This is a genomic window from Pseudomonas fluorescens group sp., assembly GCF_020093335.1.
GTDB lineage: Bacteria > Pseudomonadota > Gammaproteobacteria > Pseudomonadales > Pseudomonadaceae > Aquipseudomonas > Aquipseudomonas petroselini.
This window is the reverse complement of sequence record NZ_JAIOKW010000007.1, coordinates 60,731-74,303: the sequence shown is the minus strand read 5'-3', so window position 1 is coordinate 74,303 and position 13,573 is coordinate 60,731. Positions and strand designations below refer to the sequence as shown.

Sequence of the window (13,573 nt, the reverse complement as noted above, 5' to 3'; positions counted from 1 at the left end):
TTTGAAGCTACGGACAGCCGATGAATCGCCTTCGCCTTGCCCTGCCCTTGCTGCTTCTCTGCGCGCCGGACCTGCTGGCCGACACCCGCGACGACGCGCTGAAACTCCCCAACGTCGTCATCAGCGCCAACCGCCAGGTGCAGGCCCGCAACGACAGCAGCGCCGCCAACACGGTGTTCACCCGCGACGACATCGACCGCCTGCAGCCTACCCGCCTCACCGACCTCCTCAGCCGCGTGCCCGGTGTACAAGTCGCGCCCAGCGGTGGGCGTGGCAGCCTGCCGGGGATTTATATGCGTGGCACCAAATCCGCGCAAAGCCTGGTGCTGGTGGACGGCCAGCGCATCGCCAATACCACCTCCGGCGACAGCGGCCTGCAATACCTCAATGTCGACCAGATCGAACGGGTGGAAGTGCTGCGCGGCTCACGCTCGGTGATCTATGGCAGCGATGCGATTGGCGGGGTGATCCAGGTGTTTACTCGGCGCAACGCCGAGCCAGGCGTACAGCCGCGCTTGAAACTCGGGTTTGGCAGCCATCAGACCTGGGAGCGCAGCCTCGGCCTCTCCGGCGGCGACGAACAAACGCGTTTCAACCTGGGGGCGAGCCTGGATGACACCGCCGGGATCAACTCGACGCACACCTCATTCCCCAGCGATGGGGACCATGATGCCTACCGCAACCAGTCCCTCAGCCTGAACCTCAGCCATTCCTTCAGCGATGGGCTGGAGGCGGGTTTCAACCTGTTGGATAACCGTGGCAAATCGGAATACGACAACAGCTTCGGCCGCTACGACCTCGCCACCGGGCAAACAGTTGGGCAAAAGCCCTACACCGACTACGCCGTGAGCAGCGCCAGCGGCTATGTCGATGCCACGCTCAACGAGCACTGGCAATCGCGCCTGGAGCTGGGCCATAGCGAGAACCGCGATACCAAGCGCGACACCCTCAGCGATGACTTCAGCGTGTTCAACACCTACCGCGATTCGGTCAACTGGCAGAACGACCTGACGCTGAATGACCAGAACAGCCTGATACTCGGCGGCGACTGGTACGAAGATCGGTTCCACGGCTCCACCACCTTCACCCAAAACAGCCGCTGGAACCGCGCCGCCTTCGTACAGCATCGCTTCCATGGCGAGTGGTTTTCCACCGAACTGGGGCTACGGCGCGACCAAAACCAGCAGTTCGGCGGGCAGAACAGCTGGAGCGGCACCGTGACAGTGCCGGTCAACCCGGACAACGACCTGCTGCTGACCTACAGCGAAGGCTTCCGCGCGCCGACCTTCAACGACCTGTACTACCCCGACACGCAGTACAGCAACCCCGACCTGCAGCCCGAAACCTCCAAGAGCTACGAGTTGCAATGGCGCAGTCAACTGAGCGACAGCACGCGCCTTGAAGCCTCGCTGTACCGCACCGACTTGAGCGATGCGATCATCCTCGACCGCTCCGGCAAGCCGCAGAACGTGGCGTCGGCGCGTATCAACGGCTTTGAGGCCGCACTCAAGCAGGAGCTGTTTGGCTGGCAAGGCAACCTTGGGTTGTCGCTCATCGACCCACGCGACCGCGACAGCGGCCACACGTTGGCCCGCCGGGCGCGGCAGACGTTGAACCTGGATCTGGATCGGCAATTCGACACGCTGGGGCTGGGCGCCAGCTGGCAGGCCATCAGCAGCAGCTATGACGATGAAGACAACACTCACCGCCTGGGCGGCTATGCCTTGCTTGGGTTGCGCAGCAGTTGGGCGCTGAATCGGCAAGTGGCGCTGTCGCTGAAGGTCGATAACCTGCTGGACAGGTCCTATGCGCGGGCGCGTTACAGCTATAACGACCCGGGCTTTTTAAACAATCAGGATTATCGCGAAGAGGGTCGGGTGTGGATGTTTGGGGTGACGTGGACGCCTGAGAGCTGAGGTGCCTGCGATGGCGGTATCACAGGTTCGGCGCAATCACCTGACACAACCGCCCCACCGCCTCCAACATCTGCCCACTGGGCCTCTCCAGGCCTTTGTCCGGCACTAACCGCACCCGCGCCGCCATCGTCGGCCAGACCTTCCAGGCCTCCTGCTGAGCCTGATCACCCACCAGGATCATCTCGGGATTACGCTGCAGCACCGACTCGATATTGACCTGCGGCGCGGGCAGCTTGAGGTCATCGAACACATTGCGCGCACCGCACACCGTCAGCGCATCGCTGATGATCTGCCCACCGCCCACTGTGTACAGCGGCTGATTCCAGACTTGGTAAAACACCCGCAACGGCTCGGCACGCTGATAGCGCTGGCGCAGTTCGGCCAGGCGTTGGCGCAATTGCGCGGCCAGTTGCCGTCCGGCCTCAGGGCGATCCAATTGCTCGGCGATGGCCTGGACCTGAGTGGTGAGTTGTTCAAGGCTATGGGGTTCGGCGACGTACACCGGGATATTCAGGCGCTGCAACTGCTCACGCTGGGCGGGGCCGACACTGCCAGGCCAGAGCAGGATCAGGTCAGGCTTGAGGCTGAGCAGGCGCTCCATGTCCAACTGGCCGTAATGCCCCACCGACGGCACTTGCGCCAACGCCGCCGGGCGCTCGCCGCCGTCGAGCACGCCCACCAACAGATCGGCGGCGCCCAGTTCGACCACGATTTCAGAAAGCGACGGCGCCAGGCTCACGACCCGTTCGATCGCCAGCGCCTGGGCACTGAATGCCAGCAGCACCACCGCCAGCCAGTGACACCTCATCCCAGTTGACGGGGAATGCGATAGAGGTAGAACAGCACCACGGTCGACAGCGCCAGCAGGAACAGCGGCACCGCTTCCAGGCCGACGAACACCGACAACGCACCGATCCAGGCCGGCACGGCAGCGATCAGCAACGCCGTGCGCCGACGGGCCGCCAGGGTGATCCAGGCAGCGGGTTCTTCGGGAGTATCGAGGGCTTTGGAGGTGGCGATCAACGCATGTTTATAGCCGTTGAAATAACGCAGGCTGAGGAACATCGAGGCCACGCCGGCGATAAAGAAGGGCATGGCCAGCACGGGTAGGAGGGACTCGGCTTGGCCAAACACCAGGTTGATCACAAACAATGGGAGCAACGCCAGGGCCAGGTACTGCCACCAATTGAAGGATAGCCGCCGTTTCACCTGGCCACGGGTCACGCGCGGTCGACCTCGCCCTGGTGCTCGTTACCCATCATGTGGTCGAGCTTGCTGGCCTTGGTGGCCAGGTAGAGTTTGTTGTGCGGATTGTGTCCGGTGTGCAGCGGCACGCGCTCGGCCACCGTGATGCCCATCTCGGTCAAGGCTTTGACCTTGCGCGGGTTGTTGGTCATCAGGCGCAGGGAGCTGACGCCCAGATGCTCCAGCATCGGCAGGCAGATCGCGTAGTCACGCTGGTCGGCGGCAAAGCCCAGGCGCTCGTTGGCCTCGACGGTATCGGCACCGCCATCTTGCAGCTCATAGGCGCGGATCTTGTTCATCAGGCCAATGCCACGGCCTTCCTGGCGCAAGTACAACAGCACGCCCCGGCCTTCACGGGCGATGGCCCGCATGGCTGCTTCCAGTTGCGAACCGCAGTCGCAACGCTGGCTGAACAGCGCATCGCCGGTCAGGCATTCGGAGTGCACCCGGCCCAGTACCGGCGCGCCATCAGCGATATCGCCCAGGCTAAGCACAACGTGCTCGCGCCCGGTGGCTTCTTCGAGAAAGCCGTTCATGGTGAACGTGGCAAAAGGGGTAGGCAGCTTGGAAGCAGCGACGAAAACGACGGGCACCGTGTGCTCCTGATTTCAGTTTTTACAAAGGCGGCCATTGTAACAGCAGGTTCCTACAGACGCTTAAGCTGAATTATCGCTGATAAAGATCAATCGGTTCGATTGGCCTTCGTCCTGGTTCTATGCAGGTTAGAACGGATAGGCCTGGTGCCAGCGCTCGAAAATCGGTCTCAGCTCGCCGCTTTTTACTAACGCGTCCATACGCTGGTCGAACACGCCCGCCAACACCCGCCCTCGCTCGCTGTCGGTAAACCCGACGTAGAGCGGCAACTCAACGACAGGGGTGAGCTTAAACTGTGTGGGGTCTTTCGCCTGGCTGAGTACGAATTTGGACTCGGTGAGGGAGTCGATATAAAAGTCCGCTCTGCCGTGCTGGAGCATCGGCAGGATGCCATCGCGGCGTTCGATCTGGTTGAAGCGCTGTACATTCGGCAAGTACGCCTCGAACTTATAGCCGCGCACCCACGCCAGGCGGTAGTTGGCCAGCGTGGCCAGGGTCGGCGTGGGTGTGGTCGCCAGCCCCAGCGCATAAATGTGGTCGGAATCGTAGCGCCAGTGCGGGTACACCACGCCTTTGACTTCGCCCGGATAGGAACCGACCCAGCCATCCACCTCGCCGCGCTGGGCCAGGCCAACCGAGCGGGTGTAGGGCACAGAGCGGGTTTGCAGCTTGAACCCAGCAGGCTCAAATACCTGTCGCAATAAGTCCCAGGCCAGGCCGCTGCCATCGGCATTGGTGTAGTCATCCCAGGCCTCACTGGCCAGCGACACTTTACCGGGAGCCACCGCGGCCTCCTGTGCCTGCGCCAAGGGGGCGACGCAGCACAGCAGAATCCTCAGCCAGCGGTGCACATCCATAATGATGACCTCCTACAGGTATTGCATCCGTATGAGGCTATAGGGTAGCGCAGGTCGCCCGGTTACGGCGCCTCGCGAAAGTGTTGATAGCCACGAATGGCTGGGGTGATGTCCTGCCCGTCTGCGTCGAGTAGGGTTACGCCCTGCCCCGGCTCGACCCGGCCGATCACATGGATCGGCAACCCATCGGCCAGCAGTGGTGCCAGTTCGGCGGGCGGCAGGGTGAACGCCAGCACGTAGTCGTCCCCCCCGCTCAGGGCCGCCACCCGCGCTTCGTCATCACCGACGAACGCCAGCAGCGCCGTGGACAACGGCAAACGCTGGCGCTCAATCAACAGGCTGACCTGTGATGCCGTGGCGATATGCCCGCAATCGGCCAGGAGCCCATCGGAAATATCCATCGCCGACGTGGCCTTGCCGCGCAGCGCCAGCCCCAGGGCCAACTGCGGTTGCGGCGACCAGTAATGAGCCAGTAACGGATCGGCGATCGCCGCATCGGCGCTGCGCTGGCCCAATACCAGCGGCAAGGCGCCGGCGGCGTTGCCCAGTTCGCCGCCGACACACAGCAGGTCGCCCGGTCGCGCGCCGCTGCGGGTCAAGGCTTGCCCGGCCGGCACACGACCCAACACGGTCAAGGTCAGGCTCAGGGGGCCACGCGTGGTATCGCCGCCCACTAACCCCACGCCGCAACGTTGCGCCATGGCATTCAACCCTTGGGCATAGCGTTGCAGCCAATCGGCATCGACCGTCGGTGTGGTAAGGGCAAGGGTAAACGCGAGGGGATGGGCGCCCATAGCGGCCAGGTCACTCACCGCCACGGCCAACGAGCGCTGGCCGAGCAGGAAGGGGTCGCAGGGGTCGGCAAAATGCACCCCGGCCACCAGTGTATCGGTGGAGATTGCCAACTGCTCCCCAGTGGGGAGCGCCAGCAAGGCGCAGTCATCGCCGATCCCCAGGGCAATCCCCTCGCCGCCTTGCGCACAAGGCGCGGCGGCGAAGTAGTTGCGGATCAGCTCAAACTCGCCCATTCAGGTTTCAAGCGCGATTCAGCGCTTGTACGCCTTCACTTCGGCTTCACGCAGGCGTGGTGCCAGCTTGTCGAGCACGCCGTTGACGAACTTGTGGCCGTCGGTCGAACCGTAGACTTTCGCCAGTTCGATACCTTCGTTGATCACCACGCGGTACGGCACGTCAACGCGATACAGCAGCTCCCAGGCGGACAGGCGCATCACGCACAGCTCAACCGGGTCCAGCTCGTCGATGGTCAGGTCCAGGCATGGCGCCAGGGCTGCATCGATCTCGGTCAGGTGGGCATGCACACCGTGCAGGATGTCGTGGAAGTACGGCAGGTCGGCGAAGGTGAAATCGTTGTCGACGCGAAACTGTGCCTCGATTTCGTTCAACGAAGCGCCCGCTATCTGACGCTGATACAGCGCCTGGGTCGCCAACTGCCGAGCAGCGCGACGCTTCTCGTTCTTGGATGGCTTGCCGGCATCGGCTGGGCGTGGGTCACGCGGGTTGAAGTTGTCGCTCTCGTCGGAAATCACTTGGCCTCCAACTGCGACAGCAGGCTGACCATTTCCAACGCGGACAGGGCAGCTTCAGCGCCTTTGTTACCAGCCTTGGTGCCGGAGCGCTCGATGGCTTGCTCGATGGAATCAACGGTCAGTACGCCGAAAGCGACCGGTACGCCGAACTCCATGGACACCTGGGCCAGGCCCTTGGTGCATTCGCCGGCCACGTATTCGAAGTGCGGGGTACCGCCACGAATGACCGCGCCCAGGGCGATGATCGCCGCGTATTCACCCTGCTGGGCAACTTTTTGCGCAACCAGTGGAATTTCGAAGGCGCCAGGGGCACGGATGATGGTGATGTCGCTCTCGCTCACACCGTGGCGAACCAGGGCGTCCACGGCACCGCTTACCAGGCTTTCAACCACGAAGCTGTTGAAGCGGCCAACCACCAGGGCGTAGCGGCCTTTGGGGGCGATGAAGGTACCTTCGATGGTCTTCAGGGTCATTCGACAAATCTCTTAAAGAGCCGGGACGCGTGTATGACGCGTCCCTTAGTGATATTTGAACCGCGAACAAAGGGCGAAAACCGCCAGCCTTTATTCGGAGGGCACGTATTCTACTACTTCCAAGTCGAAACCGGATATCGCATTAAATTTCATCGGTGCGCTCATCAGGCGCATTTTGCGCACGCCCAGGTCCCGCAGGATCTGCGAACCGGCACCGACGATGCTGTAGGTGGTCGGCTTTTTCACCGGCGCGTGGTCAGCCGTTTCGCGGATATGCGCCAGCAAGACGTCGCCATCCACCGGGTTGCCGAGCAGCAGCACCACACCGCTGCCCGCCTCGGACACCGCGGACATCGCGGCGCGCAGGCTCCAGCGACCCGGTTGCTTGACCATCAGCAGGTCACGCAGCGGGTCCATGTTGTGCACGCGCACCAGGGTCGGCTCTTCGGCGCAAATGGTGCCCAGGGTGAGGGCCATGTGCACGTCGCCTTCCACTGAATCACGGTAGGTAACCAAATTGAATTGGCCCAGTTCGCTGTCGAGTGGCTGCTCGGCAATCCGCTGAACGGTACGTTCGTGGATCATCCGGTAGTGAATCAGGTCGGCAATGGTGCCCACCTTGATGTTGTGTTCGGCGGCAAAGGCTTCAAGTTCGGCACGGCGAGCCATGGTGCCGTCGTCGTTCATCACTTCGCAGATCACGCCGCTTGGCTCGAAACCGGCCATGCGTGCCAGGTCGCAGGCGGCTTCGGTGTGGCCGGCGCGGGCCAGGGTGCCGCCCGGTTGGGCCATCAGCGGGAAAATGTGGCCTGGGCTGACGATGTCTTCGGCCTTGGCGTCTTTGGCGGCGGCGGCTTGCACCGTGCGCGCGCGGTCAGCGGCAGAAATACCGGTGGTCACGCCGGTAGTCGCTTCAATCGACACGGTGAACTTGGTACCAAAACCCGACCCATTGCGCGGCGCCATCAATGGCAGCTTGAGCAACTCGCAACGCTCGCGGCTCATGGGCATGCAGATCAGCCCACGGGCATGCTTGGCCATGAAGTTGATGTGCTCAGCCTGGCAGGCCTCGGCGGCCATGATGATGTCGCCTTCGTTCTCGCGGTCTTCGTCATCCATCAGGATGACCATCTTGCCTTGGCGGATGTCTTCAACCAGTTCTTCGATACTATTGAGCGCCACAGGGCACCCCCTTGGTCAGGATTTCAGGTAGCCATTAGCGGCCAGAAAACTTTCGGTGATGTTCCCGGATGTTGGCTCTGCGGCCTTATCGCCCATCAACAGGCGCTCCAGGTAACGGGCAAGCAAGTCGACTTCCAGGTTCACCCGGCGACCCGGCTGGTACGAGGCCATGATCGTTTCGCTGAGGGTGTGGGGAATGATGGTCAGTTCGAATTCGGCGCCGTTCACGGCGTTCACGGTCAGGCTGGTGCCATCGACAGTGATCGAGCCTTTGTGGGCGATGTATTTGGCCAGCTCTTTGGGCGCGCGGATACGAAATTCCACGGCCCGCGCATTTTCGCTGCGGGCGACCACTTCGCCGACGCCGTCGACGTGGCCGCTGACCAGGTGACCGCCCAGGCGGGTGGTCGGGGTCAGGGCTTTTTCCAGGTTGACCGGGCTGCCGGCCTTGAGATCGTTCATCGCGGTGCAGTCCAGGGTTTCCCGGCTGACGTCGGCGGCAAAACCGTTGCCCGGCAGTTCGATGACGGTCAGGCACACGCCGCTGACCGCAATGCTGTCGCCCAGTTTGACGTCGCCGAGGTCGAGCTTGCCGGTTTCAACCAGCAGGCGCACGTCGCCGCCTTTGGGGGTCATTGCACGGATGCTGCCGATGGATTCGATAATGCCGGTGAACATTTCGTTCTCCTGAAAACGAGGGGCTGACGCTCAAGCGCAGGCCGGGAATTATACGCTCGCTGCTGGCACAGGGATGGCAGTGACCCGCCAGTCGTCGCCTACAGCGCGCATTTCAGTGATCTTGAGTTGGGGGGCGTCGGCCAGTTTATCAAGCGGCCAGTCCAGCAAAGGCCGGGCGGCGGAGCCGAGGAACTTGCCTGCGACGAATATCACGTATTCGTCTACCAGGCCTTGTTGGGCAAACGCACCCGCCAGGCTTGGACCAGCTTCCACCAGCACGTCGTTGACGCCACGCGCAGCCAGCGCGACCAGTGCCGAGCGCAAGTCGACCTGGCCTTCGACACCCGGCACCACCAGGCACTCAGGGCCACGGGGGAACTGATTTTCGGCGGTCACGCAGGTGATGACCAACGCCGGGCCAGCCTTGAAGAACGGCGCGTTGAGCGGCACTCGCAGGCGGCCGTCGATCAGCACGCGCAATGGCGGGCGCGACATGGCCAGGGCGGTGGTGGCGTCATCCAGGCCGAGTTCGGCGGCGCGCACGGTCAGGCGTGCACCGTCGGCCAGCACCGTATCGGCGCCGGTCAGCACCACGCTGGCCTCGGCGCGCAGGCGCTGTACGGCAGCGCGGGCGGCGGGGCCGGTGATCCATTGGCTTTCGCCGCTGGCCATCGCGGTGCGGCCGTCCAGGCTCATCGCCAGCTTGACCCGCACAAACGGCAGGCCCTGCTCCATGCGCTTGAGGAACCCTCTGTTGAGGGCCCGCGCTTCACTTTCCAACACACCGCTGCGCACGTCGATCCCGGCCTGGGCCAGGCGCTGCATGCCGCGCCCGGCGACTTCCGGGTTAGGGTCCTGCATCGCCGCGACCACCCGCGCCAACCCGGCACTCACCAGCGCATCGGCGCACGGCGGGGTGTGCCCATAGTGGCTGCAAGGTTCGAGGGTCACATAGGCGGTGGCGCCGCGCGCCTTGTCACCGGCAGCGCGCAGGGCATGAACTTCGGCATGGGGCTCGCCGGTGCGCACGTGCCAGCCTTCGCCGACGACCTGCCCATCGCGCACAATCACGCAGCCCACCCGAGGGTTGGGGTGGGTGGTGTACAGACCCTTGCGCGCCAGTTCGAGGGCGCGGGCCATGTAATGGGCGTCGAGCACAGCTTGTTCGGCAGAGGGTGAATTCATTCTTTGGCAGGCTCACGGGCCAGGCGGTCGATCTCTTCGCGGAACTCATTGAGGTCCTGGAAGCGTCGATACACCGAGGCGAAACGGATATAGGCAACTTCGTCGAGCTTTTGCAGCTCGCCCATTACCAGTTCTCCAACCACCAGGCTCTTGACCTCGCGCTCGCCGGTCGCACGCAGCTTGTGCTTGATATGCACCAGCGCCGCCTCCAGCCGCTCGACACTCACCGGGCGTTTTTCCAGGGCGCGCTGCATACCGGCGCGCAGTTTTTCTTCGTCGAAGGGTTGGCGGCTGCCGTCGGACTTGATCAGCCGTGGCAATACCAGTTCGGCGGTTTCGAAGGTGGTGAAACGTTCACCGCAGCCAGAGGCCAGGCATTCGCGCCGGCGACGCACTTGATCGCCCTCGGCGACCAGACGCGAGTCAATGACCTTGGTGTCGTTGGCACCGCAGAAGGGACAGTGCATGGTGGGCAGGCAACAAATAAAGGGAGGGCCATGGTAGCGCATCCCCGTGGCAAGACAAGCCATAGCCTTTACGGTATATAGGCTGGCTATTATGTTTCATATTTTTCAAGCCACGGATTTTGTCCTTTCTGGAGCCGTACATGCAGTTACGACCACTTGTTTTGCTCACCCTGTTCAGTGTCCTGGTCGCCTGCAGCAGCGAAGCCCCCAAGCCTGCCGCCCCTCAACCGGCGCCTGCGCAAGAGAAAAAAGTCCCCGGCATTGAAGACACCGGTCCCCTGCCCGCCTACCAGCGTGAAATCAGCGGCAGCCTGACCAACGTGCCGGCCGGCGCTGAAGTCGAGATGGCGTTGCTGGTGATCGACGACCGTTCGCGTCCGCAACAACTGCTGGCCAGCAGTGTGCTGACTGGCAATGGCCAGCCCCTGGCCTTCCGCCTGCGCTACAACCCCGAAGCCTTCCCCGCCGGTGCGCGGGTTGAACTGCGCGGCCGCGCCAGCCAGTCCGGCCAGCTGATCCTGCACCTGCCCGCCGTGCGCATCACCCAGGCGATCACCCAGAGCACCGGCCCCCTGCAACTCGTCAAGGCACCATGACGCCACCGTTGGACCTGCAAGCGGCGCTGAGCGAACTGATCGGCGACGCACAGCTGGTGCCCTGCCCGTTGCCGGGCGCCGAGCTGTCGTTGTGGCTGCTGGATGCCGACAACATGGACCGCGCCTTCAGCCCCGAAGAAACCCGCCGCATCCTGCATGAACCGCCCTACTGGAGTTTTTGCTGGGCCAGCGGCCTGGCGCTGGCGCGCTACCTGGCGGCGAACCCTGAGTGGGTCGCGGGCAAGCGCGTGCTGGACTTTGGCGCGGGTTCCGGCGTGGCCGCGATTGCAGCGGTCAAGGCTGGCGCACGGGAAGTGGTGGCCTGCGACCTGGACCCACTGGCCTTGGCGTCATGCCGGGCGAATGCCGAGCTTAACGGTGTAGAACTGGGCTACTCCGCCGATTTTTTCGCCGAAGCCGACCGCTTCGACCTGATCCTGGTCGCCGATGTGCTCTACGACCGGGCGAACCTGCCGCTGCTGGATCAGTTCCTGACCCGAGGCCGCGAAGCGCTGGTGGCGGATTCGCGCGTGAGGGACTTTCAGCACCCGGATTATCGGAGGCTGGAAATTCTTGATGCACTGACATTGCCGGACCTGGCGGAGCCTTGGGAGTTTCGCAAGGTGAGTCTTTACCACTCGCAGCGCTCTTGAAAGCCCCCCTCCTGTAGTGAGCGGGCTTGCCCCGCGCCGGGTGGCGGAGCCGCCCCAAAACAGGCGGCTAAATTCTGTCTGGAAGGTTGCGGTGACCGGATTGGGGCGGCTTCGCCACCCAGCGCGGGGCAAGCCCGCTCACTACCGTGGCAGGCATCACGCGTTTGAACTCCAAGCCGCTTCCGGTAGCCAGCGCCAGCCCTTATAGTTGCCCCATTCCCGCTTTATTCGAGACGCCCCATGAGTGAACCCACGCCGTATATCTTCGACGTCACCACCGCCAATTTCGACCAGGCCGTGATCCAGAACTCCTTCGAAAAACCCGTGCTGGTGGATTTCTGGGCCGAGTGGTGCGCGCCATGCAAGGCGTTGATGCCGATGCTGGCGAAGGTTGCCGAGAGTTATCAGGGCGAGTTGCTGCTGGCCAAGGTCGATTGCGAGGCCGAGCAGGACATCGTTGCGCGGTTTGGCATTCAGAGCCTGCCGACGGTGGTGCTGTTCAAGGATGGCCAGCCGGTGGATGGGTTCGCCGGAGCGCAGCCGGAGTCGGCGGTGCGGGCGATGCTCGAGCCGCATGTGCAGATGCCGCCACCGGCGGCGGCGGATCCGTTGGAGCAGGCCCAGGCACTGTTTGCCGAAGGTCGCATCAGCGATGCTGAAGCCGTGCTGGTGACGCTGCTGGGCGAAGACAACACTAACGCCGCGGCGTTGATCCTGTACGCCCGCTGCCTGGCCGAACGCGGTGAATTGGGTGAAGCCCAGACCGTGCTGGACGCGGTGAAGAGCGACGATCACAAAGCCGCCCTCGCCGGGGCCAAGGCGCAGATCACCTTCCTGCGCCAGGCTGCCGACCTGCCGGACGCCGCCGACTTGAAAAGCCGCCTGGCGCAAAACCCGCAGGACGACGAAGCGGCCTATCAGTTGGCGATCCAGCAACTGGCGCGCCAACAGTACGACGCGGCGCTGGAAGGTTTGCTCAAGCTGTTTATCCGCAACCGCAGCTACAGCGAAGGCCTGCCGCACAAGACCTTGCTGCAGGTGTTCGAACTGCTGGGCAACGACCACCCGCTGGTGACCGTGTACCGCCGCAAGTTGTTCGCCGCGCTGTACTAATCGCCGACCCAGCTGTACAGCGGCGTATCCCCGCCGCTGGCAACCTTCACCTGGGCGCTGTGGCGCAGGCGTACCAACAGGCGCTTGCCCGCCGAGGCGTCGCCGGCCAGGCCTTCCAACTGGTCAAGCAACTCCAGGCCACTGAGCTGTCCGGCCTTGCGCAACAGCGCCTGGGCGCCCTGCCACAGCTCATCATTGTGTTTGACCGGAGCCACGGGCGCGGCGGCCGGGCTGGCGACGGGCGTAGCCTGCAAGTGCGCGCCCAGCCGTGCCCAATCGCCGTCATCGAGCTCCAGGGTCAAGTCCACCGGCAGGTCGCCGACCGTTCCACGAATTCGCAACATCGTCCTTACTCCTGCATTTTTCCGACAAGCATGCTCCCATGCGGCTTGCGCAACGCCAAGCGGGCGGTCAAACTCTCAGCCAATTGTTATAAGATCACATAACAAAAATTTCATGTTCTGGAGTCTTCTCATGCGCCGTTTGTTGCTTGCTTTGCCGTTTGCCCTGCTGCCATTGGCGGTTGCCCATGCTCATGACGACCACGACCATGAACACGGCAGCCTCGGCGCCCACGAGCATGGCGTCGGCCGCCTCAACGCAGTGCTCGACGGCCAGGCCCTGGAGCTTGAGTTGGACAGCCCGGCAATGAACCTGGTGGGTTTCGAACACCTGGCCACCACCCCGGCGGACAAAGCCAAGGTCGCCGCCGCGCGCAAGCAACTGGAGAACCCCGTCGCCCTGTTCAACCTGCCTAAGGCTTCCGGTTGCGTGGTCAGCACCCAGGAGCTCAACAGTCCACTGTTCGGCGATAAGCCCGAAGCCGACCATGACGACGATGATGACGACGCCAAAGACGGCGCCCACGAACACCCTCACGACCACAGCGAAATCCACGCGCACTACCAGTTCACCTGTGCCACACCGACGGCGCTGAGCACTCTTGACCTGACCCAGGTGTTCAAGACCTTCCCCGCCACCCAGAAAATTCAGGTACAACTGATCGGCCCGAGCGGCCAGCAAGGTGTTGAAGCGACGGCCACCGCAGCCACCCTGAAGTTCTGAGT

The 13,573-nt window shown here is 63.3% G+C and carries 17 protein-coding genes; 5 read left to right on the top strand and 12 right to left on the bottom strand.

What is annotated here, in order from left to right; all coding sequences use genetic code 11:
* Positions 1-20 precede the first annotated feature (20 nt).
* Entirely contained in the window at positions 21-1,916 is a 1,896-nt protein-coding gene (locus K7431_RS10390) for a TonB-dependent receptor domain-containing protein (RefSeq protein ID WP_015886098.1), read from the top strand.
* A 19-nt stretch (positions 1,917-1,935) separates the two neighbouring features.
* Here the strand turns inward: K7431_RS10390 and K7431_RS10385 are convergent, their stop codons facing one another.
* The 11 genes from K7431_RS10385 to nrdR all read right to left on the bottom strand — a co-directional run bounded on the left by K7431_RS10385 (position 1,936) and on the right by nrdR (position 10,144).
* Positions 1,936-2,724 carry a cobalamin-binding protein gene (locus K7431_RS10385; RefSeq protein WP_015886099.1) on the bottom strand — a complete coding sequence of 263 codons (789 nt, stop codon included), beginning with the start codon at positions 2,722-2,724 and terminating at the stop codon, positions 1,936-1,938.
* On the bottom strand, positions 2,721-3,140 hold the full coding sequence (locus K7431_RS10380; protein ID WP_015886100.1) for a nuclear FMR1 interacting 1 family protein: 420 nt from the start codon (positions 3,138-3,140) through the stop codon (positions 2,721-2,723). The genes K7431_RS10385 and K7431_RS10380 overlap by 4 nt, the downstream gene beginning before the upstream one ends.
* Positions 3,137-3,754, bottom strand: a complete 618-nt coding sequence (ribA, locus tag K7431_RS10375; protein WP_015886101.1) for a GTP cyclohydrolase II — start codon at positions 3,752-3,754, stop codon at positions 3,137-3,139. Before ribA ends, K7431_RS10380 begins: the two co-directional genes overlap by 4 nt.
* Positions 3,755-3,883: 129 nt before the next feature.
* On the bottom strand, positions 3,884-4,612 hold the full coding sequence (locus K7431_RS10370) for a transporter substrate-binding domain-containing protein (RefSeq protein WP_015886102.1): 729 nt from the start codon (positions 4,610-4,612) through the stop codon (positions 3,884-3,886).
* A gap of 62 nt (positions 4,613-4,674) precedes the next feature.
* Complete coding sequence (gene thiL, locus K7431_RS10365) at positions 4,675-5,640, bottom strand: thiamine-phosphate kinase (protein WP_015886103.1); 966 nt, start codon at positions 5,638-5,640, stop codon at positions 4,675-4,677.
* 18 nt (positions 5,641-5,658) lie between these two features.
* Positions 5,659-6,159, bottom strand: a complete 501-nt coding sequence (nusB, locus tag K7431_RS10360) for a transcription antitermination factor NusB (RefSeq protein WP_015886104.1) — start codon at positions 6,157-6,159, stop codon at positions 5,659-5,661.
* The gene (gene ribH, locus K7431_RS10355) at positions 6,156-6,632 is read right to left on the bottom strand and encodes a 6,7-dimethyl-8-ribityllumazine synthase (protein ID WP_003176356.1); all 477 of its coding nucleotides are present in this window, start codon (positions 6,630-6,632) and stop codon (positions 6,156-6,158) included. Before ribH ends, nusB begins: the two co-directional genes overlap by 4 nt.
* A 90-nt stretch (positions 6,633-6,722) precedes the next feature.
* On the bottom strand, positions 6,723-7,814 hold the full coding sequence (gene ribBA / locus K7431_RS10350; RefSeq protein ID WP_015886105.1) for a bifunctional 3,4-dihydroxy-2-butanone-4-phosphate synthase/GTP cyclohydrolase II: 1,092 nt from the start codon (positions 7,812-7,814) through the stop codon (positions 6,723-6,725).
* Positions 7,815-7,829: 15 nt separating this feature from the next.
* A complete protein-coding gene (locus K7431_RS10345) occupies positions 7,830-8,492 on the bottom strand; it encodes a riboflavin synthase (RefSeq protein ID WP_015886106.1) in 663 nt (220 codons plus the stop codon).
* A gap of 48 nt (positions 8,493-8,540) precedes the next feature.
* The gene (gene ribD / locus K7431_RS10340; RefSeq protein ID WP_043205972.1) at positions 8,541-9,677 is read right to left on the bottom strand and encodes a bifunctional diaminohydroxyphosphoribosylaminopyrimidine deaminase/5-amino-6-(5-phosphoribosylamino)uracil reductase RibD; all 1,137 of its coding nucleotides are present in this window, start codon (positions 9,675-9,677) and stop codon (positions 8,541-8,543) included.
* Positions 9,674-10,144, bottom strand: coding sequence for a transcriptional regulator NrdR (gene nrdR, locus K7431_RS10335; RefSeq protein ID WP_015886108.1), 471 nt, complete (start codon positions 10,142-10,144; stop codon positions 9,674-9,676). The genes ribD and nrdR overlap by 4 nt, the downstream gene beginning before the upstream one ends.
* A 140-nt stretch (positions 10,145-10,284) precedes the next feature.
* On the opposite strand from nrdR, the gene K7431_RS10330 reads away from it, so the two are divergent.
* The 3 genes from K7431_RS10330 (at position 10,285) to trxA (ending at position 12,506) form a co-directional block, all read left to right on the top strand.
* Positions 10,285-10,740: a YbaY family lipoprotein gene (locus tag K7431_RS10330; protein WP_015886109.1), complete on the top strand. Its 456-nt coding sequence runs from the start codon at positions 10,285-10,287 to the stop codon at positions 10,738-10,740.
* On the top strand, positions 10,737-11,393 hold the full coding sequence (locus K7431_RS10325) for a class I SAM-dependent methyltransferase (RefSeq protein ID WP_015886110.1): 657 nt from the start codon (positions 10,737-10,739) through the stop codon (positions 11,391-11,393). The genes K7431_RS10330 and K7431_RS10325 overlap by 4 nt, the downstream gene beginning before the upstream one ends.
* A gap of 240 nt (positions 11,394-11,633) precedes the next feature.
* Positions 11,634-12,506 (top strand): thioredoxin, encoded by an 873-nt coding sequence (gene trxA / locus K7431_RS10320; RefSeq protein ID WP_015886111.1) that lies wholly within the window; start codon positions 11,634-11,636, stop codon positions 12,504-12,506.
* Here the strand turns inward: trxA and K7431_RS10315 are convergent.
* Positions 12,503-12,850: a hypothetical protein gene (locus K7431_RS10315; protein WP_015886112.1), complete on the bottom strand. Its 348-nt coding sequence runs from the start codon at positions 12,848-12,850 to the stop codon at positions 12,503-12,505. The two genes, trxA and K7431_RS10315, sit on opposite strands and share 4 nt — an antisense overlap.
* 130 nt (positions 12,851-12,980) lie before the next feature.
* On the opposite strand from K7431_RS10315, the gene K7431_RS10310 reads away from it, so the two are divergent.
* Positions 12,981-13,571, top strand: coding sequence for a DUF2796 domain-containing protein (locus K7431_RS10310; protein ID WP_015886113.1), 591 nt, complete (start codon positions 12,981-12,983; stop codon positions 13,569-13,571).
* Positions 13,572-13,573 lie beyond the last annotated feature (2 nt).

Excerpts from the sequence above, each read along its gene's own strand:
- ribH (WP_003176356.1), bottom strand. The coding sequence starts at position 6,632 with ATGACCCTGAAGACCATCGAAGGTACCTTCATCGCCCCCAAAGGCCGC.
- nrdR (WP_015886108.1), bottom strand. The coding sequence starts at position 10,144 with ATGCACTGTCCCTTCTGCGGTGCCAACGACACCAAGGTCATTGACTCG.
- ribD (WP_043205972.1), bottom strand. The coding sequence starts at position 9,677 with ATGAATTCACCCTCTGCCGAACAAGCTGTGCTCGACGCCCATTACATG.
- K7431_RS10325 (WP_015886110.1), top strand. The coding sequence starts at position 10,737 with ATGACGCCACCGTTGGACCTGCAAGCGGCGCTGAGCGAACTGATCGGC.
- K7431_RS10345 (WP_015886106.1), bottom strand. The coding sequence starts at position 8,492 with ATGTTCACCGGCATTATCGAATCCATCGGCAGCATCCGTGCAATGACC.
- trxA (WP_015886111.1), top strand. The coding sequence starts at position 11,634 with ATGAGTGAACCCACGCCGTATATCTTCGACGTCACCACCGCCAATTTC.
- K7431_RS10385 (WP_015886099.1), bottom strand. The coding sequence starts at position 2,724 with ATGAGGTGTCACTGGCTGGCGGTGGTGCTGCTGGCATTCAGTGCCCAG.
- K7431_RS10315 (WP_015886112.1), bottom strand. The coding sequence starts at position 12,850 with ATGTTGCGAATTCGTGGAACGGTCGGCGACCTGCCGGTGGACTTGACC.
- K7431_RS10390 (WP_015886098.1), top strand. The coding sequence starts at position 21 with ATGAATCGCCTTCGCCTTGCCCTGCCCTTGCTGCTTCTCTGCGCGCCG.
- thiL (WP_015886103.1), bottom strand. The coding sequence starts at position 5,640 with ATGGGCGAGTTTGAGCTGATCCGCAACTACTTCGCCGCCGCGCCTTGT.
- K7431_RS10370 (WP_015886102.1), bottom strand. The coding sequence starts at position 4,612 with ATGGATGTGCACCGCTGGCTGAGGATTCTGCTGTGCTGCGTCGCCCCC.
- K7431_RS10310 (WP_015886113.1), top strand. The coding sequence starts at position 12,981 with ATGCGCCGTTTGTTGCTTGCTTTGCCGTTTGCCCTGCTGCCATTGGCG.
- K7431_RS10330 (WP_015886109.1), top strand. The coding sequence starts at position 10,285 with ATGCAGTTACGACCACTTGTTTTGCTCACCCTGTTCAGTGTCCTGGTC.